The sequence below is a fragment of the Bradyrhizobium sp. INPA03-11B genome (genome assembly GCF_040446015.1).
In the GTDB taxonomy this organism is placed as follows: Bacteria; Pseudomonadota; Alphaproteobacteria; order Rhizobiales; family Xanthobacteraceae; genus Bradyrhizobium; species Bradyrhizobium macuxiense_A.
The window spans coordinates 16,178-36,838 of record NZ_JASGSR010000010.1; the positions used below are offsets into that span (position 1 = coordinate 16,178).

Here is a 20,661-nt window from a genome sequence, read left to right on the forward strand (position 1 = left end):
TGCCTCTGCCATTGCGAGCGCAGCGAAGCAATCCACCTATCCGCTTGCGCGATAGCCGGATTGACCCCGCCGCCGCAACGCCGCTTACGCCGCGCCGTAGGCTTCCGAAATCATGTAGCCGGACAGCGTGCCGTAGGCCGCGGTCCATGCGGCTGCAACATCAGGCGTCCAGGCCTCGCCGAGGCCCTTCTCCAAGGTCCACAGCAACGCGCCGCCGACCACCGGATAATGCTCGGGCTTGGCGCCATAGCTGACGTGACGTTTGGCGAGCGCGCTCGCGGCGGGCAGGATCGTGTCGAGATTGCTCAGGCCGCTCACGACGACGGCGAGCGTCGTCATCAGCTTCTTGCGCTGCTCCTTCATATCGGCCGGAAACATCGCCTTCACGGCGGGCGCGACCTCGAACAAGCGATCGTAGAAAATGACGGCAGCCTGCTCCGAGATCGGCGCAACCTTGCCAAAGCTATCCTGAACCAGCTTGATTTGGGCCGGATTCATCTCAACGCTCCTTGGTCCTGAAATGAGTTCTGAAATGATTTTTCGAAATGCGAGCATTGGTAACCGCATCCGGCGCTTCGGTTCAAAGCAAGCACGCCTGATACCGACGTCACCATCACGCCGCCTCGACGAAGCTGTGGCGCTCATAGAGGAATTCGAGCACGCGCTGCCGGCACTTCAGGTAACCGGGGTTGGTCGCGAGTTCGAGCCGCTTGCGCGGGCGCGCCAGCGGCACCTCGAGCACCTCGCCGATCCGCGCGCTCGGGCCGTTGGTCATCATCACGATGCGGTCCGACAGCAGCACGGCCTCGTCGACGTCGTGCGTGATCATCAGGATGGTGTTGCCGAGCTTCTGATGCAGCGCCATCACCGAATCCTGTAAGTGCGCCCGGGTCAGCGCGTCGAGCGCGCCGAACGGCTCGTCGAGCAGCAGCACCTTCGGCTCCATCGCGAGCGCACGCGCGATGCCGACGCGCTGCTTCATGCCGCCCGAGATCTCGCTCGGCCGCTTATCCTTGGCGTGCGCCATCTGCACCAGGCTGAGATTGTGCATCACCCAGGCGTCGCGCTCGGCCCTGCTCTTGGTCTTGGCGAACACCTTGTCGACGCCGAGCTTGACGTTCTCGTAGACGGTGAGCCACGGCAGCAGGCTGTGGTTCTGGAATACGACGGCGCGATCGGGTCCCGGCGAATTGACCTCGCGGTTCTCCAGCAGCACACCGCCATTGGTGGCGCCGGTGAGGCCGGCGACGATGTTGAGCAAGGTCGACTTGCCGCAACCGGAATGGCCGATGATCGAGACGTATTCGCCTTTCCCGATCGTCAGGTTGATGTCCTTCAGAACTTCCGTGGTGGCGTTGCCGCGGGTGAAGGTCTTGTCGATATGATCGAGCTTCAGATAGGCCTGCATGATTTGTCCCTCAGTTCGCCGCCGTGCCGCGGGTCACGATCTTGCCCAGGAGCGCAATAAGACGGTCGAGCACGAAGCCGATGATGCCGACATAGAACAGCGCCAGGATGATTTCGCTGATATGCGAGGAATTCCACGCATCCCAGATGAAGAAGCCGATGCCGACGCCGCCGATCAGCATTTCCGCGGCAACGATCGCGAGCCAGGACAGGCCGATACCGATGCGCAGGCCGGTGAACATGTAGGGCGCGGCCGCCGGGATCATGATCTTGGTGAAGAACTCCAGCGGATTGAGTTGCACGACGGCGGCGACGTTGCGGTAGTCCTGCGGGATGTTGCGGATGCCGACCGCGGTGTTGATGATGATCGGCCACACCGAGGTGATGAAGATGACGAAGATCGCAGACGGCTGTCCGTCGCGGAACGCGGCGAGCGACAGCGGCAGCCAGGCCAGCGGCGGGATCGTGCGCAGCACCTGGAACAGCGGATCGAGCCCGCGCATCGCCCAGACCGATTGTCCGACCAGGGTGCCGAGCGCGATGCCGGCGATCGCCGCCAGCGAATAGCCGTAAGCGACGCGCTGCAGGCTGGCGGAGAGATGCCAGAACAGGCCCTTGTCGATGCCGCCGTTGTCGAAGAACGGATCGAGGATCAGTTCTTTGGTGTCCTTGAACACCTTTGACGGCGGCGGCAGGCTGGAGCCGGCGCGCCGGCAGATCAGTTCCCACACCACCAGCAGCAGCGCGACCACGATCAGCGGCGGCACCACGCGCGCCGCGGTCTCCTTCGCCATCCTGGCGTAGGTCTCGGCGCGCGGCGCGCGCTTCGGCGTCATGGTCACGATCGGCGCCGCAGTGGCGGCCTGCGGGATCGCCACCGCTGATACTTCGGTCTTCATGGCAGGCATCGACATTGACAGACAATCTCCGTGGTCAGGCGACGGGCCGCGCAAGAGAGCGCGGCCCGGTCGGGCTCAGACATCGACACGCTTGATGGACAGCGACTTCAGATACGCGGCTGGATCGGCAGGATCGAACACCTTGCCGTCGAAGAAGGTCTCCTTGCCGCGCGAGGTCGAGGTCGGGATCTCCGATGCCGGCACGCCAAGCTCCTTGGCGGCCTCCTTCCAGAGATCCTCGCGGTTGACCTTGGCGATCAGCGCCTTGGTGTCGAAGCCCGCCTCGTACTTGCCCCACCTGATATCCTCGGTGAGGAACCAGAGGTCGTGGCTCTGGTAGGGATAGGACGCATTGTCCTTCCAGAACCGCATCTGCTGCGGCGAGTTCTCGACCACGCGGCCGGTGCCGTAGTCGAACTTGCCCTTCATGCGGTCGGTGATGTCCTCGACCGGACAGTTGATCCACTGCCGCTTGGCGCAGATCGCAGCGGTCTCCTCGCGGTTCTCCATCTTCTCGCACCACTGCTGGGCTTCCATGACAGCCATCAGCAGCGCCTTCGCGGCCTTCGGGTTCTTGTCGACCCAGGCGGCGCGCAGGCCGAACGATTTCTCCGGATGCTTGTCCCAGAGTTCGCCGGTCGTGATCGCGGTGTAGCCGATCTCCTGATGGATCAGCTGCAGATTCCACGGCTCGCAGACGCAGAAGCAGTCCATCGTGCCGACCTTCATGTTCGCCACCATCTGCGGCGGCGGTACCACGATGGTCTCGATGTCCTTGTCGGGATCGATGCCGCCGGCCGCGAGCCAATAGCGGATCCAGAGATCATGCGTGCCGCCGGGGAAGGTCATCGCGGCCTTCACCGCCTTGCCGGAGGCCTTCTTCTTCTCCAGCGCCGCCTTGAACGGCGCGGTGTCGATGCCGACCTTGAGATCGGCATATTCCTTGGCGACCGAGATGCACTGGCCGTTCAGATTGAGCCGCGCCATGACGTACATCGGCGTCGGCTGATTGTTCTGCGTCACCTTGCCGGCCGAGATCAAATACGGCATCGGGGTCAGGATATGCGCACCGTCGATGCCGTTGCCCTCGGAGCCGAGCACGAGATTGTCGCGCGTGGTGCCCCACGAGGCCTGCTTCTGCACCTCGACGTCGGGCATGCCGTATTTGGCGAAGATGCCCTTCTCCTTGGCGACGAACAGCGGCGAGGCATCGGTGAGCGCGATGAAGCCGAGCTTGGCGCCCTTCACTTCCGGACCTGCTCCTTCAGCGAATGCACCAGCGGGAAAGTTGAACTTGGCTGCGGCGAGCAGCGCGGCGGCGCCACTGGTTGCCTTCAGGAGCCGGCGACGGCTGATCGCACGGCTCGGGGGCGTGTTGCTGGGCTTGGTCATCGGTCGTCCTTTGCGTCGTTGCGTTAGGTGTTGCGTCTGTGCGTCGAGCACCGCCCGTCGGGTGGCGACGCACACAGGGCGCAAAAGGGCGTGCACCGGGGAGCCCCGGTTTGGCGGCGTCAAAAATCCGATGGGGTGGCCTCGAGGGACGGCTTCAATGGCGTCGGCGTCAGACTATTCAAGCCTCGTGCCAAGCTACCGCAGTGCAAAAATTGATTTTATCGCAATGTTTTGCGCAACTTGCCGCAGCGCGCAGAGGGTCGCTGCGCGCTGACAAAGAACGCGATTCGCACAATTCTTGTGCGCCGCACATGAATTGAGCAGCAGGTCTGAACAGCAGCGATCAGGCGTCTTCGGTGACCTTGGTGCCGAGCGGCGCGGGCGCCATTCCGCCGCCGGGCTTCACGTGGAATTCGTAGGTCATCAGGCTCCACGGCCCATCCGAGCGCTGGCCGTCGGGCATCACAGGATCGGTGCGCTTCTCGACCTTGGCGATCAGTTCGTCCTTCACGCCGAACACGACATCGGAGTCGATATACTCATCGCCCTCGACGAACACATGCGTGATCAGCGGCTCGTGGCCCTTGGCGTTGACCAGGAAGTGCACATGCGCCGGCCGCATCGGGTGCCGGTTGGTCTGCGTAATCATCTGCCCGACCGGACCGTCGGTCGGGATCGGGTAACTGCACGGCACGATGGTGCGGAAGAAGAAGCGGCCGTCGGCATCGGTGATGAAGCGCGCCCGCGACGACGGGCCTTCGCTGGCATAGCTCGGCTTCTGCGAGTCGTAGAACCCGTCGTCATCGGCGTGCCAGACATCGACCGGCACGTTGGCGAGCGGCTTGCCGTTGAGGTCGGTGACGCGGCTCTGCACGAACATGCGCTCGCCGGGCAGGCTTGCCGAGATATCGGTGCCGTGCGGCGTCACCTTGTGCTCGCCGACATAGAACGGGCCGAGCACCGTGGTCTCGGTCGCGCCGTCGCGATCCCTGTGGTTGACGGCGTCGACCAGCATCGACACACCGAGCACGTCGGACAGCAGGATGAATTCCTGGCGGATGTCGGTGCACTTCTGTCCGGTGCGGGTCAGGAAACCGATCGCGTGGTCCCACTCCTCGAAGGTGAGATCGGTCTTGCGCACATAATCGTGCAGCGACTTCACCAGTTCCTGCAGCAGGAACTTGGCTCTGGGATCGGGCGTCTGGTCGAAGCTGCGGATCACGGCGGCGGTGAGCTCGGTTTCGTTGAACTGGGTCATCTCGGCGTTTCCCTTGAGGGCCCTTTGGGGCGCGATTGCAGGGGCGAGCGTACACCACCGGCACGGGGCCGGTAAGCAGCGGCCGATTGGTGCAGCGGACACTTTTCGGCTATCAAGGCTGCCTCGCCAGCCGGAGAAATTGCCCGATGTTAGCTCCCACGCCTGCCTCGCCCGAATCCGCGGGAATGTCGACCACCGCGCTCAACCGCCTCGAAGCGCATCTGAAGAGCCGCTACCTCGATTCCGGCCGCTTTCCCGGCACTCAGGTCCTGATCTACCGCCGCGGCAAGATCGTGCATTCCACCGTCCAGGGCTTTGCCGACCTCGAGCGCAAGGCGCCGATGAAGGACGACACCATTTTCCGCATCTATTCGATGACCAAGCCGATCACGTCGGTCGCCTTCATGATGCTGGTCGAGGAAGGCAAGGTCGCGCTCGACGAACCGGTCGCAAAGTACATTCCGGAATGGAAGAACCTCGGCGTGTTCGTCGCCGGCACTGCGCCCGCCTTCCTCACCCGCCCGCCAACGCGGCCGATGCAGATCGTCGATCTCTTGCGCCACACCTCGGGCCTCACCTATGGCTTCCAGCAGCGCTCCAATGTGGATGCCGCCTATCGCGAGAAGAAGATCGGCGAGGTCATCAAGGCCGGCACGCTGGACAGCATGATCGAGGACCTGGCCAAGATCCCGCTGGAGTTCTCGCCGGGTGAAGCCTGGAATTACTCGGTCTCGACCGACGTGCTCGGCTATCTGGTCGGCAAGATCTCAGGCGTGCCGTTTGAGCAATTCCTGAAGGAGCGGATCTTCAAGCCGCTCGGCATGAACGACACCGATTTCTTCGTGCCCGCCGACAAGGCGCACCGCTTTGCCGCCTGCTATTCCGCCGACCCGCAGGGCGGCTTCAATCCGCTCGCCGCCGAGCGCAAGGGCACGCTGACCCTGCAGGACGATCCGACGACCAGCTCGTTCCTGTCGCCGCCCTCGCTGGTCTCGGGCGGCGGCGGGCTGTGCTCGACCGCGGCAGACTACCTGACCTTCTGCCGCGCGCTGCTCAATGGCGGCGAGCTCGGCGGCGTCCGGCTGCTCGGCCCGAAGACGCTGAAGCTGATGGCCTCCAACCACCTGCCCGGCGGCGTCGACCTGCCGGCGATGTCGCGCTCGATGTTCGCCGAGGCCGCCTATAACGGCATCGGCTTCGGCCTCGGCTTCGCCGTCACCATGCACCCGGCGCAGACGCTGATCGCGGGCAGCCCGGGCGAATTCAACTGGGGCGGCGCCGCGACGACGTCGTTCTTCATCGATCCGGCCGAGGAGCTGATCACGATCTTCATGACCCAGGTGCTGCCGTCGAGCGCTTATCCGCTGCGGCGCGAGCTGCGCACCATGGTCTACACCGCGATCACCGAGAGCAATCTATGACAATGCCTCTTCCGCGGCGCAGGGTGTGCGCCGCGGAATTTTTCCGACCACATTCATTTCCTTTGGCGGACTTTTCCCGCTTCCCCTAAGCTCATCGCAAACGGGCACCGACCCGGGGACATCGTGCCGAAGCTAACTTTGCCAGTGCGTCTCGCGCTTCTGGTCGCGGGGACGATGTTGCCGCTGATCGTTTTCGCGGTCGGGATCGTGTTTCACAACTACCAGCGCGATCGCCAGGCCGCCACGCAGCGCGTGCTGGAAACGGCGCGCAGCATCCGCCTGCTGCTCGATGCCGAAATGCAGCGCATGACCGGCGGGCTGCAGGTGCTGGCGCTGACCAATTCGCTGCGCAACAGCGAGTTCGGCAATTTCCGCCGTGTCGCAGCCGGCTTCCTCGACCAGTACGGCAAGGATGGCGTGGTGCTGGTGGCGGACCGTGCGGGACGCCAGGCGTTCTCCTCGCTGACGCCGGACACCGCGAGCCTGCCGCCGCGCAACAACCTTGGGATCGTCGAGAAGGTGTTTGCGACGCGGCAGCCGCAATATTCCAACCTGTTCTTCGGCGAGGTCAAGCAGCAACTGATCGTCACCGTCGAGGTGCCGGTGATCCGCGACGGCGAGGTGCTCTACGACATCTCCTTCAGCCCGCCGATCGAGGTCTTCCAAGCCATGATCGAGAAGCAGCGCCTCAACCAGGACTGGACCATCTCGATCTTCGACGGCGACGGCGTCAACCTCGCCCGCGTGCCAAATCCGCAGGCCACCATCGGGCAGCGCGCCTCGCCGACGTTGTTTGCCGAGATGTTCCGCCGCAGCGAGGCGACACTGCCGACCGTCTCGCTCGAAGGCGTGGCGCTGATTACGGGCTTCACGCGGTCTCGCCTCACCGGCTGGACCGTCGCGGCCGGAATCGCCGAGAACTCTTTGGTGGCGCCGCTGTGGCGCTCGCTCGCGATCACCGCCGTGATCGGCGGCGTCCTGCTCATGGTCGGCCTCGGCTTCGCGGTGCGGATGGCAACCACGATCGCGCGCGGCGAGAAGCTGCACGACCTCCTGATCGAGGAGCTCAATCACCGCGTCAAGAACACGCTGGCGATCCTGCAATCGATCGCCACGCAGACCTTCCGCAGCGCGAGCCGCACCGAGCGCGAGAAATTCGAGGGACGGCTCGGCGCGCTGGCCGAGGCGCACAATTTGCTCTCGACCGACAAATGGCAGGGCTCCGACCTGCAGGACGTGATCAGCCGCGTGCTGCGGCCGTATCTGCTGAGCAGCACCTCCGAACGGGTCCGGATGTTCGGACCGCGGGTGCCGCTGTCGCCCCGGCTTGCCCTGGTGCTGTCGATGCTGCTGCACGAGATGGCGACCAACGCCGCCAAATATGGCGCGCTGTCCAACGACACCGGTACGGTGACGCTGGATTGGGAAATCCTTGAGGAAGGCCCAGCACCGAAGCTGCGGATGATCTGGACGGAGGCCGGCGGCCCGCAGGTCACCGCGCCGGTGCAGCGCGGCTTCGGCTCCCGGCTGATCGAGCGCAGCGCCCGCGACCAGCTCGGCGGCGAGGCCACGGTCGATTTCCTGCCCCACGGCGTCGTCTACACGGTGACCAGCACCCTCGAAACCGGCGATTGACCGGGCCAACGGTGCCCAATCCTGCGACATCTTGGCACGCAAGTTGCTAAGATGGGGCGGGTTCGGACGATCGGAAACAGGGGGAATTCATGTCGACCATCGCAGCGGAAGCCAGCACGGCACGCAAGCCGCTCTACACATCACTGTTCGTGCAGGTGCTTGTCGCACTGCTGCTCGGCATCGTCATCGGCGTGGCGGCGCCGGATTTCGCGATCGGGTTGAAGATCTTCAGCGATGCCTTCCTGAAGCTGATCTCGATGATCGTGGCGCCGATCGTGTTCTGCGTGGTGGTGCACGGCATCGCAGGCGCCGGCGACCTCAAGAAGGTCGGACGCGTCGGCGTCAAGGCGCTGGTGTATTTCGAGGCGATGACGACGGTGGCGCTCTTGATCGGCTTGATCCTGGCCTATCTGTTCGGTCCCGGTCACGGCATGAACATCGATACCTCGACGCTCGATGCCAAGGCACTCGGCAACTATGCCAGCAACGCGCAGAAGCTGAAGGGCGAAGGCATCGGCAGCTTCCTGCTCAACATCATCCCGTCCACCTCGTTCGACGCGCTGTCGCGCAACGATGTGCTGCAGGTGCTGTTCTTCGCTATCATCTTCGGCGTCAGCCTGGCGCTGGTCGGCGGCGAGAAGGGCGAGCGGATCTCCTCCTTCATCGACGCGATCTCCACGGTGCTGTTCCGCGCCATGGGGCTGATCGTGCGCTTCGCGCCGATCGGCGTGCTCGGCGCCGTCGCCTACACGGTCGGCAAATACGGCGTCGGCTCGCTGAAGCAGTTGTTGTCGCTGGTGGCGCTGTTCTACGTCTCGGTCACCGTCTTCGTGCTCGGCGTGCTCGGCGCCGTGATGGCGCTCGCCGGCATCAACATCCTCAAATTCCTCGGCTACCTGCGCGAGGAATTGATGATCGTGGTCGCGACCGCATCCTCAGACGCGGTGCTGCCGCAGGTGATGCGCAAGCTGGAGCGTTTCGGCGTCAAGGATTCGGTGGTCGGCCTCGTGATTCCGACCGGCTATTCGTTCAACCTCGATGCGTTCTCGATCTACCTGACGCTGGCGGTCGTCTTCATCGCGCAGGCCACCAACACGCCGCTGTCGTTCGGCGACCTGCTGCTCGTGCTCGGCGTGTCGCTGATCACCTCGAAGGGCGCGCATGGCGTGCCGGGTTCCGCGATCGTCATCCTGGCGGCGACGCTCAACGCCGTGCCAAGCATTCCGGCGATCGGCCTCGTGCTGGTGCTCTCGGTCGACTGGTTCATCGGCATGGCGCGTGCGGTCGGCAACCTGATCGGCAACTGCGTCGCCACCGTCGTGGTCGCGGCCTGGGAAGGTGACCTCGATCGGGACAAGGCGCGCCGCGTGCTCGAAGGCACTGATGCGGTTGACGTGACCGCGGGCTGAACCACGCGGCACAGGACCAAAAGCGTCCCGCGCTTGGCGCGGGGCGCGGGCTTACTTGATCAGCCGCAGATACGGCGGCAACTGCCTGGTCGCCGGTTCCTGCACCGGCTCGTCCGACGCGATCATGTCGCACAGCGCCTTCAACTCGGAATCCGTCACCTTGTGGAGCTCCATCCGAAGCTCGAGAATCGCAAGGGACAGTAGCCGCGCCGTCTCCGTGCTCGCCCGGTCAGTCAGAAATGCCTGACACTCTTCCAGGGTTGCCAGCAGCGCCAGCAACCGTTCTTCCGTATTTGCGACCGGCATATCTTCCACTCCCGAAGCCGCGAGGTAGAGTCGAGGTGTTCCCCTCTTCCGCTTCATTTGGCCTCTCCTGCCAGAGTTCGCCGGCTTTCCGTAGGCGCACAATTGTTCCCGATGATTCAGAACTTTTAGGCAATTGTCCAGCAACATTCCGAAAGCCTGACTTGGACTTACGTCAAACTTTTCGCATTGGCGGCGATTCAGTCAAGCAACCGCAGACCGTCACCGCGACCTCAGGATGCACTAGCTGGGGTTGCATCCATACTAGGACGCTCGTACAATATTGGCTGCCCGTAGAACTACGGGCGCAGTGCAATGCCGCCCAGTAAGCATGCGCGCAAAATCTGTGTCGATCAAACTCGCGCTAGTTGTGGTTTGGTCAATATTTTGCCAAATGTAGAGGGCGGGGTGTCGGTAGACACCTTGGCGCGGTCGACTTCAGGTAGTCGACCGAGTCGGTACTTGGGTGCTTCCAACGCGCAAATGCGTTTGGATACCATCCCGCGATCTTCTTGGACTTCGTAGTTCAGACGAACTGACGATCCACTCGAGCTTAACGCGGTACATCATGAACGTGTCCCTGACCCGACCGGGCCAGGGATTCTCGATTTGAAGGACGGGTCACCAGAATGAACAGATCAGCAGCAAAGAAGATGAAGCAGCGCAGTGCCGGCAAGCCGGACATTGAGTTGGGCAAGCGGATTCGCCTGCGCCGTGTCGAGCAGAAGATCTCGCAGGCAGAGCTCGGCGACAAGCTGGGCGTCAGCTTCCAGCAGGTTCAGAAGTACGAGAAGGGTGTGAACCGCGTCGGCGCCGCGCGCCTTCAGCAGATCGCGAGCGCGCTGGATGTGCCGGTCACCTTCTTCTACGACGGCGACAACAAGGCCCGCGAAGTCGAGAGCCTGCTGTTCCTCGACAGCGCGTTCAGCCTCCGGTTGCTCCGCGCCTACAGCAAGATCAAGGATCAGACCGTGCAGCGCCAGCTGGTGTCGCTGATGGAATCGATCGCCGCCAACGAAGGCTGAGCGGCAGCACAGGTACGGTCGCGACGCCGCGAACGCGACCGACCAGGGCGAGCGGATTGGCCGGCGAGCGGTCATCGGGATCAGCACGTGCCGGCCGGGGCCAGGAAGATATAGAACCGGAGATGTCGAAGCGCTGCCATCCGCGATGGCAGCGCTTTTTCTTTGTCCCTTCGGCACCACGCGATCCGTGCGCCCCGGCTTCCACACGCTCCGGGACGGACGAACGATCTCCGCCTTGATGGGCGCCTCCAGCCACGCCGCGGCAAGAAGGTTGCGGCAATGTACCGGCTGCAAACCAAAACTTAATCAAGACGCAACGGTCTCGGGATAGATCATCACCTCCGAACGAACGTGCCGCCCGCTCCATAGGTGCGGCCGGGGCCTGCCTTCCGATTTTCGCGCAAGCGGCGCAGTCCGGAGAAACGCGATATGCAAAGAGTGACACTCGTCGTCGTGGCCACCATGCTCGCGGTTCAGCCGGCATTCGCCCAAACCGCCGGCGCGCCCGGCCCGGCTGCAGCGGTCCCGCCCCATCATGCCGTGCCGGCTGCGGCACCGGTAGCCGCCCAGCCCAGCCAGACGAAGCCGGCTGCGGTGGCCTCGGTCGCGGAGGCGCGGTCGGCTGCCGCGCTCGCGTTGTCGCACGAGCCGACCTACGACCAGGGCAGCGCCCAACGCATTCGCGACGTGGTGAAGAGCTATTCCGATCTCGCCGCCCGCGGCGGTTGGCCTACGATCGCCGCGGACGCGAAATTTGCCTTGGGCGTCCAGGGCGCCAGTGACGATCAGCTGCGCAAGCGCCTGATCATCACCGGCGACCTTGCCGCCGACAAGACCACCGGCGCCTATGATGAAGTCGTGGCCGAGGCGGTGAAGCACTTCCAGGCGCGCCACGGTCTCGCGGCAACCGGCACAGTGACGCCGCGCACGCTGGCTGCGCTCAACGTTCCCGTCCAGAAGCGGATCAAGCAGCTCGAGGCCTCGCTGGAGCGGCTTGACCAGATGGATTTCCAGTTCGGGCCGCGGTACGTTGTCGTCAACATTCCCGCCACCTTCGCCGAGGCCGTCGAGGACGACAAGGTCGTGCGGCGCTACCGCGTGATCGTCGGCAAGACCGAGAAGCCCTCGCCGACGCTGACGTCCGAGATCACCGACGTCATTCTCAATCCGACCTGGACGGTGCCGTCATCGATCACGAAGACGGAGATTGCGGCGCATATGCGCAAGGACCCGACCTATCTGTCGCGCATGCACATGGATGTGCTCGACGCCCACGACAACCCGATCGATCCGCATTCGGTCGACTGGTCCGCCGATCACGCGCCGAACGTCACGGTGCGGCAGCAGAGCGGCGCATGGAATGCGCTCGGCGCGGTCAAGATCGACATGCCGAACTCCTATTCGGTCTACATGCACGACACCAATCAGCGCAGCCTGTTCAGCGACGACTATCGCTTCGATTCGCATGGCTGCTCGCGCGTCGACAATGTCCGCGATCTCGCGGCATGGCTGCTGAAGGACCAGCCGCAGTGGACTCGCGCCGCCATTGACGCCGCGATCGCCAGCGGACAGCGTCAGGACATCCGCATGCTGAAGAAGGTGCCAGTGGCCTGGATCTACCTCACGGCGTGGATGACGAAGGACCGGATCATCCAATTCCGCAACGACGTCTACGACCAGGACCAGCAACTCCTCGAAGCCACCGCCGAGGAAGCGGCCTTCTTCAACAAGGCCGCCGAACATCCGCTGACCACGCAGTAGAGCGCTTTCGCCGGAAAGCGGTCGACTGGGTCCAAACGTCTCTGCGCTTTAGCCACTTGCGCCTCGCCATTGTGTCGCGCGGCCAATTGTCGCCCGCACATCGGGCGACCTCACAACTCCCGCATTTCCTGCGTTGAACCGGCGGCGCCAGAACCAAGTGCACGAGCCTGTCTTTTTTGTCGCAGCAACCAGGCGGCCGCATGGACGTTTTCAGGCTTCAACCAAGGAGACTTCGATGAATATCAAGCTTGCCGTTATTGGATTGGCCGCGCTCGGAAGCGCAGCGTTGATGTCCGGTGCGGCGTCGGCGCTGCCGAACGGGCTTCCGCAGGCCAGCCACATCGCAGGCGAAACGTCCAATGTCGACAAGGTGCGCCAGGTCTGCGATCGCTGGGGCCGCTGCTATTGGCAACCGGGCTACGGCTACGGACCGCGTCATCACGGATGGCATCATCGTCCGCACTTCTATCCGCGCCATCATCACGGGCGTCGCCATCACGGCGGACACCATGGTGGCGGTCATCACGGCGGCGGGCACCACGGCGGCCACTGGCGCTAACCATTTGCGAGGGGGCTTCGGCCCCCTCACCTTTTAGCGCCCGGGCATGCCGGCTACCTCTGTCCCGCGCGGCGAACGAGCGCGTTCTCGAGGAAGAGATACTCGATGCCGGTGCCGAGGAAGGTGTCGATGGCTTCGCGCGGTGTGTTGACGATCGGCTGTCCCTTCACGTTGAAGCTCGTGTTCAGCACCATCTCGCGGCCGGTCGCCCGGCCGACGGCCCGCAGCAGCGCGTGGAATTCCGGATTGTCCCTGACGTCGACCGTCTGCACCCGGGCCGAGCCGTTGACATGCGTGATCGCCGGCAGCGCGGCGCGATGCTCGGGACGCACGTCGGCGGTCATGATCATGTAGGGAAGCTCGAGCCCCTTCGGCACCTCGAACCAGCGATGCGCCTCTTCGAGGCTGACCGCCGGCGCGAACGGGCGGAAGGCTTCGCGCATCTTGACCATCGCGTTGATGCGGTCGCGCATCTCCGGATGGCCGGGATCGGCCAGGATGCTGCGGTGCCCCAGCGCGCGGGGGCCGAACTCCATGCGTCCGCGGTACCAGCCGAGCACGCGTCCGGCCGCGATCAGCCTCGCCGCCACCGCGCAGGTCTCGTCGAGATCCGGAAAACGCGTGATCTCGAGGCGGCCGGCGGTCTCGGCGAGCGCCTTGTCGATCTCGGCCTGCGCATGTGAGGGGCCGAGGAAAGGCACCGGCATCCGGACATTCTTCACGCCGCGATCGCGTGATGCCGACCAGAGCGCGGCGCCGAGCGCGGAGCCGTCGTCGCCGGCGGCCGGCTGGATGTAGATCTCGTCGAATAGACCGGACTGCAGCAGGCGGCCGTTGGCGGTGCAGTTGAGCGCGACGCCGCCTGCCATCGCAAGCCTGCGCAGGCCGGTGCTGCGGCCGAAATGACCGCAGATGTGGAGCATCACCCGGTCGAGACATTCCTGCAGCGCCGCGGCCACGTCGCGATGGTCGTCGGTGACGTCGCTATCGGGTGCGCGGGCCGGGATCAGGTGCTCGCCGAGATGGCGTCGCGTCGCGCCGTAGGTTTCGCGATCGTGCCGCTCGGTATTGAGGCGGAGCAGTGGAATCCTGATCAGGCCGTCGTCGCGCAGCTCCACGGTCCGCTCGAAGAAGGCACGGTGCCGGGCAGGCTCGCCGTAGGGAGCAAGACCCATGATCTTGTATTCGTCGGAGTTGAAATCGAAGCCGAGATGCAGCGTCAGGGTGGAATAGAGGATGCCGATGGAATCCTGGGCGGTGATTTCCGCGAGCTTGTCGATCGCGTTGTCGTGCGCGTGATAGACGGTGACGGCGTGGACCTCGCCCATGCCGTCGAGGACCACCACCAGGCACTCGTCCCATCCGGAGGTGTAGTAGGCGCTGGCGGCGTGGGACAGGTGATGGTTGACGTGGTGAACCTTGCCGGCGGGAATTCCGGGCAGGTGCTCGTCCACCTGCGCGAGCAGTTTTTCGCGCGAGAACACCTCCCTGTATTGCCGGGCCGAGGTCGGATCCAGCATGAAGGCGGCTTTGTAAGGCGCATAGTCGAAGCCATGGGAGATCACGTCGATGTCGGCCGGCCTCAGGCCGGCGGTCTCCAGGCAGTAGCTGATCGCACCGATCGGGAAATCACCGGTGTGCTTCTTGCGACTGAAGCGCTCCTCGGCGGCACCGGCGACGATCCTGCCGTCGACCACCAGCACCGCGGCCGAATCGTGGCCTTGCGAGATCCGATATTCGCGTTCCTCCAGGCCCGGCCAGTGCTGCTTCTTGAAGGGGATCGAGCTCTCGAATCCACTGATGCCGATTACTTTCGCCATATTCAACAACCCCTGGACGGATTGCGCTCAAGGGACATTCGAGCAGGTTCCGCGGCATCGTTGCAGAGAGGGCGGGGAAATCAAAGTCCGCAAAAGTGCTGCGCCGCCGCCCCGGAATAGTCGTCCGGGCAGCCGTTCCCATCGCTTGACGGAGTACCACCTTTGCGTCGGGAGAGCTCCCGAACGCATATGCTACCGTCACGGGGTCTTCCGCCAAATCACGGCGTCCGTACGCCTTTCGCATGGAGGTGGACGATGGATGCAGTGTCCGATATTCGCTTCGAAGTCTTCAGCACGTGCCCGCAATCCAGCGCGGTCCCGGCGGCGGATTATGTCGAACGGGTCCAGTCGGTCGCTCGCTGGAGCGAAGAGGCAGGCTGCAAGGGGATCCTGGTCTATACGGAGAATTCCCTGGTCGATCCCTGGCTCGTCTCGCAGGTCATCCTGCAGAGCACCAGGGAGCTCTGTCCGCTGGTGGCGGTGCAGCCGGTCTACATGCATCCGTACAGCGTCGCCAAGATGGTGAGTTCGCTCGCGCATATGTACGGGCGCCGGCTCTATCTGAACATGGTCGCAGGCGGCTACACGACCGAGTTGGCGGCGCTCGGCGACACGACGGCGCACGACAAGCGCTACGAAAGGCTCATCGAGTACACTGGTATCATCAAGCTGCTGCTCGAGAACGCCGAGCCGGTGACCTTCGAAGGGGAATCCCATGCCATCCGTAATCTGCGGATGACGCCACCGCTGCCGCGGGAACTGCTGCCGGGCGTGTTCGTGTCGGGCTCCTCGGAAGCGGGGCTCGCGGCCGCCAAGGCGCTGGGCGCGACGCCTGTGAAGTATCCCAAGCCGGCCGCAGAGTATGTGCAGGCGGACGCCGCCGACTGCACCGGCTCGGGCATCCGCGTCGGCATCATCGCCCGAGCGAGCGCCGAGGAGGCCTGGCAGGTCGCACACGCGCGCTTCCCGACCGACAAGAAGGGACAACTCGCGCACAAGCTGGCCATGAAGGTCTCGGACTCGGCGTGGCACAAGCAGATGTCCGATCTCGCGGCCGAGACCGCCGTCCAGGACACGCCCTATTGGCTGGTGCCGTTCGAGAACTACAAGACTTTCTGCCCGTATCTGGTCGGCGACTACGGCGTCGTCTCCGACGAGCTCGCGCGCTACGCCGCGGCCGGCTACGGAACGTTCATCCTGGACATTCCACCCACCCGCGAGGAACTGGTCCATACGGGCGAGGTCTTCGGACAGGCGCTGACGAAGGCCCGGCGTCTGAAGTCGTTCGCACTTCGCGATCCGGCGCGTCAGGGCCTCGCAGGCTAGGCAATCGTCGATGGAGTTGCGCGCGGACGGATCACGGCGGGGATTGTGGACGGGCTTCCTGCGTTCGGCGAAACTGTTTCCCGACCGTCCCGCCGTCGTCGCGCAAGGCACATCGCTGTCGTATCGGCAGCTTCGCGAGTTCGCCGTCCGAATCGCCGCCTGCATCCAGGCGCATCGCATGGGGGCGTGGACGCCTCTCACTGCCGTGTTCGCGCATCGCAGCCCGACGGCGTTCGCCGGCGTGCTCGGCTCGCTTCTGGCTGGAAACGGCTACGTGCCGCTGAACCGTACCTTCCCGGTCGAGCGCACGAGGTCGATGCTCGTGCGCTCGGAGTGCCGCTCGATCATCGTCGATGCGGAATCCCTGCCGCAAATGGACGCGCTCATGGCGGGCGCGGACGAACCGCTGCTGGTGATCGCGCCCGATCTCGCGGATCCGCACCCCTACCGCGAACGCTGGCCGCGGCACACCGTCATCGGCGCGCCCGATCTCGAAAGATATGTCGACTGGCGCGAGCCGGATGTGTGCGAGGACGCGATCGCCTATCTGCTGTTCACGTCAGGCAGCGCCGGGGTCCCGAAAGGCGTGATGGTCGCGCACCGCAACGTCATCGCCTATGTCGATCACGCCGCGGAGCGCTTCGCCATCACCGAGCGGGACGTCGTCTCGCAGACCTTCGATACGACGTTCGACCTGTCGGCTTCCGACATGTTCGTGGCGTGGGAACGCGGCGCGTGCGTGTGCTGCCCCTCGCAGAAGACGCTGCTCAATCCGGGCCGGTTCATCCGCGAGCATGCGCTGACGGTCTGGTTCTCGGTGCCCTCGATGGTCGCGCTGATGAAGCAGGCCGGCCTCTTGAAGCCGGGAGGCTTTCCCTCGCTGAGGCTGAGCCTGTTCTGCGGCGAGCCGCTGCCGCTAAGTTCCGTCGAGGCTTGGGCGGTGGCCGCGCCGAACAGCATCGTGGAGAACGTCTACGGCCCCACCGAATTGACCATCGCGTGCACCGGCTACCGATGGGATCCGAAGCAGACGCCGGCCGAGTCTGAGATGGGGATCGTGCCGATCGGCGCGCCATTCCCGGGCATGGACGTGCTCGTCGTCGACGAGCACCTGGACGAGGTCGAACCGGGCGCGGACGGCGAGCTCTTGATGCACGGTCCGCAGATGTCGCTCGGCTACTGGCAGGATCCCGGAAAGACCGCCGCGTCGTTCGTCGTCCCGCCTGGACGAAACGACGTGTTCTACCGCACCGGCGATCGCGTGCGCCGGCCCGCCGGCGATGGTCCCCTCACCCATCTCGGCCGCTTGGATTCCCAGGTGAAGATCCTCGGGCACCGGGTGGAACTCGGCGAGGTCGAGGCGGTGGTGCGCGAAGCCTCGGGCATCGACGGCGTCGTTGCGATCGGCTGGCCCATCACGTCGAGCGGCTATGGCGGCATCGAGGTGCTCATCGAAGGCGGGCCGATCGATCTCGACGGGCTTCGCGCGGCGGTCGCCGCCCGGCTGCCGGACTACATGGTCCCGAGACGATGGCACGTCCGCGGCCGGTTGCCCCGCAACGCCAACGGCAAATACGACCGCAAGGCCATGCCGGCGGTCTTGGGAGACAGTCAATGAACGGTCCGACCACCGACGACGTCCGCGCGTTCTTCGGAGCCTTCCTCAACCAGAAGCTGGAGGACCGCGGACAGCGTCCGTTGCGCGACCTCCCCGACGACTACGACCTGCTGTTGTCGGGCGCGCTCGATTCGCTGGCCTTCGTCGAGATGATGATGGCGGCGGGCGAGCACTTCGACCGGGAGATCGATTTCGAGAACCTCGACCCCGAACAGATGACGCTGATCGGACCCTTGTGCCTGTTCGTGTCGGAGCAGTTGAGGCCGCATCCGTCATAACGCACCTGGAACTGCCCCGGGGCTCGCATACCGGACGGTACCGTGATGGGAAACGCACCGCGCCCAGGGAGGGATTGATGGCAGGAACAACTGCGCCGGCGCGGACTCTGACGCACCCGAAGTATCATGCCGCCGACATCCTGCTCCGGCTCCTCGAGAGCCGGCGGCGTCCCTCGTCCGGTCAAACCGAAACTGCGTCGCTGTTCGGAAGCGCGTTGGCGCCGCCGAAGCAGCGCGAGGTCCAGTTCGCGGATTTCTCAAGCATCGCACGGCTGAAGGAACGTGGCGGACTTGCGAAAGACACTCTCGAGAACTGGGATCGGCTATGGCGACAAAATCCTGCGATGGCCGCCGTCAAATCGCAACCCAGCATGGGGTGGGTGCTGGAGACCGCCGAAGGGATTGTCGGATACCAGGGAAGCGTCCCTGTACTCTATCAGTTCGAGAACCGAACAATGGTCGCCGCGACAGCCGCTGGCCTGGTGATCGAGCCGGCGTACCGCACGCGCTGTATCGGCCTGCTGGCTTCGTTCTACCGACAGCGAGATGTTGCCCTGTTCGTGATCACGCACTCGACCGCGTCCGTGGTCAATCAGTCAAAAGCCCTTCATGCGAGGTCGCTGCCTCGCCCCGACTACGACAAGGTGCTGTTCTGGATCCTGAATGTCCATGAGTTCGCGCGAGTGCTCGCGGCGAAGCTCGGCCTCGCCAGCGGAATGGAGGCGGCCGGAGCCTTCCTCGCTTCGTCGGCCCTGCGGCTGGACTCGCTCCGTCGCGGACCACAGAGCCATCCGCCGAGCAAAATAACGCAAATCGACGTGAACGACATCGGGGACGAATTTGAAGCGCTGTGGCGGCGCAAGTTGGGCGAGGCGCCTCGGTTGCTGGCGGACCGAAGTCCCGCCTCTCTCAGGTGGCACTTCACGCTCCCGGGGAGCTCTTCGACGGTTGCAGTGCTCTGCTGCCATCGATTCCAGCGCTTGGCAGGGTATGCCGTCGTGCTGCATACGGTCGATCGCGAAGCCGGCTTGCGACGGTCGATGCTCGCCGACATCCTGGTGGAGCAGGACGACCCGGACGTGACCGAGGCGCTGCTCGATGCGGTCTATTCGAATGCGGTCGCTTCGGGCGGTCATCTCTTCGAGGTGATCGGTTTACCTGAACACGTGAGGCAGATCCTGATGCGATGGCATCCCTACGTCAGGACGTACCCGACTGATCCGCTCGTCTACAAGACGACCGACGAGGCCCTTGTCCGGACCCTTGCGGACGAGAACGCCTGGTACGCCGGCCCGTTTGATGGCGACGCAACGCTGCTGCCGTGACGGCTTCGGTCAGCCGGCGCGGCGGAACGAGGTGGACCGGTTCCGCACCTCGACAGACGGGTCGCACCCTCGCTCAAAGCGCTGCCAGGACGGCCTTCGCAACGTCCGCGGTGCCGTTGCTGCCGCCGAACTCGAACGGCTTGATGCCGCCGGCATAGACCTTGTCGACCGCGCGCTCGATCCGCTCTCCGGCCTCGGCAGCGCCCTCAAGACCGTGCTTGTCGGCAAGCCAGTCCAGCATCATCGCGGCCGACAGGATCATCGCGGTCGGGTTGGCCTTGCCCTGCCCCATGATGTCGGGCGCGGTGCCATGGCACGGCTGAAACACCGCGTAGCGATCGCCGATGTCGGCCGACGGTGCCATGCCCATGCCGCCGATCAGACCGGCGGTGAGGTCGGACAGGATATCGCCGAACATGTTTTCGGTCACCATGACGTCGAAGTCCCAGGGACGCTTCACCAGCGCAGCCGCGGTCGCGTCGATATAGAGGTGATCGGCCCTGACGTCGGGATGACGTTTCGCAGTCTCGTCGAAGATGCTGCGGAAGAACGCGAATGCCTTGAACACGTTCGCCTTGTCGACACAGGTCAGCCCGCCACCAACCTTGCCGCGCGCCTTGCGGCGTTCGGCAAGCCGGAACGAGAACTCGAACAGCCGTTCGGAGGTCCGGCGCGTGATCACCATGGTCTCGCGCGCCTCGCCGTCGGTGACGACGCCCTTGCCCATCGAAGCGAACAGGCCCTCGGTCGATTCCCGGATCACGACGAGGTCGATGCCCCTCTGATCGGCGCCGACGATCGTGCTCTTTACGCCCGGGATCAATCGCGCCGGCCGCACGCCGGCATAGAGATCGAAGATCACGCGCAGTTCGATCTGCGGCGCGATCTCGGTATTATCGGGGTAACGCACCGACGGCAGGCCGCAGGCGCCGAGCAGGATCGCATCGGCCTCCTCGCACAGCCGGATCGTGCTCTCCGGCATCGACTTGCCGGTTTCCTTGTAATGGCCCGCGCCGGCCGGCGCCTCGGTGAAGCGGAATTTGAGGCCGGCCGACGCCTCGATCTTGCGCAGCACTTCAAGCGCCGGCGCCATCACCTCGGGGCCGATGCCATCGCCCCCGAGGACTGCGATGTGAAGTGCGTTGTTGGCGGACATGGGAGTCTCCGGAAAGATGATCGTCATTCCGGGGCGATGCGTCAGCATCGAACCCGGAATCTCGAGATT

Annotated in this window: 18 protein-coding genes; 10 read left to right on the plus strand and 8 right to left on the minus strand. The window is 64.5% G+C overall.

Translation table 11 applies throughout. The features are described from left to right. Nucleotides 1–84: 84 nt before the first annotated feature. From QMZ05_RS06090 to QMZ05_RS06110, 5 genes are all read right to left on the minus strand, one after another. Entirely contained in the window at nt 85–498 is a 414-nt protein-coding gene (locus QMZ05_RS06090) for a globin family protein (RefSeq protein WP_353699966.1), read from the minus strand. Between the two features lie 115 nt (nt 499–613). Next, the gene (locus QMZ05_RS06095; protein ID WP_353699967.1) at nt 614–1,408 is read right to left on the minus strand and encodes an ABC transporter ATP-binding protein; all 795 of its coding nucleotides are present in this window, start codon (nt 1,406–1,408) and stop codon (nt 614–616) included. 10 nt (nt 1,409–1,418) lie between these two features. After that, on the minus strand, nt 1,419–2,321 hold the full coding sequence (ntrB, locus tag QMZ05_RS06100; protein ID WP_353699968.1) for a nitrate ABC transporter permease: 903 nt from the start codon (nt 2,319–2,321) through the stop codon (nt 1,419–1,421). 60 nt (nt 2,322–2,381) lie between these two features. Continuing rightward, nucleotides 2,382–3,698: a CmpA/NrtA family ABC transporter substrate-binding protein gene (locus tag QMZ05_RS06105; protein WP_353699969.1), complete on the minus strand. Its 1,317-nt coding sequence runs from the start codon at nt 3,696–3,698 to the stop codon at nt 2,382–2,384. A gap of 343 nt (nt 3,699–4,041) precedes the next feature. Further along, complete coding sequence (locus tag QMZ05_RS06110; protein WP_353699970.1) at nt 4,042–4,956, minus strand: intradiol ring-cleavage dioxygenase; 915 nt, start codon at nt 4,954–4,956, stop codon at nt 4,042–4,044. A gap of 146 nt (nt 4,957–5,102) precedes the next feature. Here QMZ05_RS06110 and QMZ05_RS06115 point away from each other — a divergent pair, with 146 nt between their 5' ends. The 3 genes from QMZ05_RS06115 to QMZ05_RS06125 all read left to right on the plus strand — a co-directional run bounded on the left by QMZ05_RS06115 (nt 5,103) and on the right by QMZ05_RS06125 (nt 9,421). After that, complete coding sequence (locus QMZ05_RS06115) at nt 5,103–6,377, plus strand: serine hydrolase domain-containing protein (RefSeq protein WP_353699971.1); 1,275 nt, start codon at nt 5,103–5,105, stop codon at nt 6,375–6,377. A 123-nt stretch (nt 6,378–6,500) separates the two neighbouring features. Next, nucleotides 6,501–8,012, plus strand: a complete 1,512-nt coding sequence (locus QMZ05_RS06120; protein ID WP_353699972.1) for a sensor histidine kinase — start codon at nt 6,501–6,503, stop codon at nt 8,010–8,012. A gap of 89 nt (nt 8,013–8,101) precedes the next feature. After that, entirely contained in the window at nt 8,102–9,421 is a 1,320-nt protein-coding gene (locus tag QMZ05_RS06125) for a dicarboxylate/amino acid:cation symporter (RefSeq protein WP_353699973.1), read from the plus strand. Between the two features lie 51 nt (nt 9,422–9,472). On the opposite strand, the gene QMZ05_RS06130 is transcribed toward QMZ05_RS06125, so the two are convergent. Then, the gene (locus QMZ05_RS06130; RefSeq protein WP_353699974.1) at nt 9,473–9,784 is read right to left on the minus strand and encodes a hypothetical protein; all 312 of its coding nucleotides are present in this window, start codon (nt 9,782–9,784) and stop codon (nt 9,473–9,475) included. A 569-nt stretch (nt 9,785–10,353) separates the two neighbouring features. On the opposite strand from QMZ05_RS06130, the gene QMZ05_RS06135 reads away from it, so the two are divergent. The 3 genes from QMZ05_RS06135 (at nt 10,354) to QMZ05_RS06145 (ending at nt 13,069) form a co-directional block, all read left to right on the plus strand. Continuing rightward, entirely contained in the window at nt 10,354–10,749 is a 396-nt protein-coding gene (locus QMZ05_RS06135) for a helix-turn-helix transcriptional regulator (RefSeq protein WP_353699975.1), read from the plus strand. Between the two features lie 429 nt (nt 10,750–11,178). Then, nucleotides 11,179–12,510, plus strand: coding sequence for a L,D-transpeptidase family protein (locus tag QMZ05_RS06140; protein ID WP_353699976.1), 1,332 nt, complete (start codon nt 11,179–11,181; stop codon nt 12,508–12,510). 235 nt (nt 12,511–12,745) lie between these two features. Next, entirely contained in the window at nt 12,746–13,069 is a 324-nt protein-coding gene (locus QMZ05_RS06145; RefSeq protein WP_353699977.1) for a hypothetical protein, read from the plus strand. Between the two features lie 53 nt (nt 13,070–13,122). Here the strand turns inward: QMZ05_RS06145 and QMZ05_RS06150 are convergent, their stop codons facing one another. Next, entirely contained in the window at nt 13,123–14,889 is a 1,767-nt protein-coding gene (locus tag QMZ05_RS06150; protein WP_353699978.1) for a carbamoyltransferase C-terminal domain-containing protein, read from the minus strand. A gap of 255 nt (nt 14,890–15,144) precedes the next feature. Here QMZ05_RS06150 and QMZ05_RS06155 point away from each other — a divergent pair, with 255 nt between their 5' ends. From QMZ05_RS06155 to QMZ05_RS06170, 4 genes are all read left to right on the plus strand, one after another. Then, a complete protein-coding gene (locus QMZ05_RS06155; protein ID WP_353699979.1) occupies nt 15,145–16,215 on the plus strand; it encodes an LLM class flavin-dependent oxidoreductase in 1,071 nt (356 codons plus the stop codon). A gap of 10 nt (nt 16,216–16,225) precedes the next feature. Continuing rightward, entirely contained in the window at nt 16,226–17,833 is a 1,608-nt protein-coding gene (locus tag QMZ05_RS06160; protein ID WP_353699980.1) for an amino acid adenylation domain-containing protein, read from the plus strand. Then, nucleotides 17,830–18,111: an acyl carrier protein gene (locus tag QMZ05_RS06165; protein ID WP_353699981.1), complete on the plus strand. Its 282-nt coding sequence runs from the start codon at nt 17,830–17,832 to the stop codon at nt 18,109–18,111. Before QMZ05_RS06160 ends, QMZ05_RS06165 begins: the two co-directional genes overlap by 4 nt. Before the next feature lie 77 nt (nt 18,112–18,188). Then, nucleotides 18,189–19,436, plus strand: coding sequence for a hypothetical protein (locus QMZ05_RS06170; RefSeq protein ID WP_353699982.1), 1,248 nt, complete (start codon nt 18,189–18,191; stop codon nt 19,434–19,436). Nucleotides 19,437–19,509: 73 nt separating this feature from the next. On the opposite strand, the gene QMZ05_RS06175 is transcribed toward QMZ05_RS06170, so the two are convergent. Next, nucleotides 19,510–20,592, minus strand: coding sequence for an isocitrate/isopropylmalate dehydrogenase family protein (locus QMZ05_RS06175; RefSeq protein WP_353699983.1), 1,083 nt, complete (start codon nt 20,590–20,592; stop codon nt 19,510–19,512). Nucleotides 20,593–20,661 lie beyond the last annotated feature (69 nt).

Coding starts and splice junctions, on each gene's coding strand:
- QMZ05_RS06170 (WP_353699982.1), top strand. CDS start 18,189: ATGGCAGGAACAACTGCGCCGGCGCGGACTCTGACGCACCCGAAGTAT.
- QMZ05_RS06110 (WP_353699970.1), bottom strand. CDS start 4,956: ATGACCCAGTTCAACGAAACCGAGCTCACCGCCGCCGTGATCCGCAGC.
- QMZ05_RS06175 (WP_353699983.1), bottom strand. CDS start 20,592: ATGTCCGCCAACAACGCACTTCACATCGCAGTCCTCGGGGGCGATGGC.
- QMZ05_RS06130 (WP_353699974.1), bottom strand. CDS start 9,784: ATGAAGCGGAAGAGGGGAACACCTCGACTCTACCTCGCGGCTTCGGGA.
- QMZ05_RS06165 (WP_353699981.1), top strand. CDS start 17,830: ATGAACGGTCCGACCACCGACGACGTCCGCGCGTTCTTCGGAGCCTTC.
- QMZ05_RS06115 (WP_353699971.1), top strand. CDS start 5,103: ATGTTAGCTCCCACGCCTGCCTCGCCCGAATCCGCGGGAATGTCGACC.
- QMZ05_RS06095 (WP_353699967.1), bottom strand. CDS start 1,408: ATGCAGGCCTATCTGAAGCTCGATCATATCGACAAGACCTTCACCCGC.
- QMZ05_RS06145 (WP_353699977.1), top strand. CDS start 12,746: ATGAATATCAAGCTTGCCGTTATTGGATTGGCCGCGCTCGGAAGCGCA.
- QMZ05_RS06125 (WP_353699973.1), top strand. CDS start 8,102: ATGTCGACCATCGCAGCGGAAGCCAGCACGGCACGCAAGCCGCTCTAC.
- QMZ05_RS06150 (WP_353699978.1), bottom strand. CDS start 14,889: ATGGCGAAAGTAATCGGCATCAGTGGATTCGAGAGCTCGATCCCCTTC.
- QMZ05_RS06135 (WP_353699975.1), top strand. CDS start 10,354: ATGAACAGATCAGCAGCAAAGAAGATGAAGCAGCGCAGTGCCGGCAAG.
- ntrB (WP_353699968.1), bottom strand. CDS start 2,321: ATGTCGATGCCTGCCATGAAGACCGAAGTATCAGCGGTGGCGATCCCG.
- QMZ05_RS06105 (WP_353699969.1), bottom strand. CDS start 3,698: ATGACCAAGCCCAGCAACACGCCCCCGAGCCGTGCGATCAGCCGTCGC.
- QMZ05_RS06155 (WP_353699979.1), top strand. CDS start 15,145: ATGGATGCAGTGTCCGATATTCGCTTCGAAGTCTTCAGCACGTGCCCG.
- QMZ05_RS06160 (WP_353699980.1), top strand. CDS start 16,226: ATGGAGTTGCGCGCGGACGGATCACGGCGGGGATTGTGGACGGGCTTC.
- QMZ05_RS06140 (WP_353699976.1), top strand. CDS start 11,179: ATGCAAAGAGTGACACTCGTCGTCGTGGCCACCATGCTCGCGGTTCAG.
- QMZ05_RS06090 (WP_353699966.1), bottom strand. CDS start 498: ATGAATCCGGCCCAAATCAAGCTGGTTCAGGATAGCTTTGGCAAGGTT.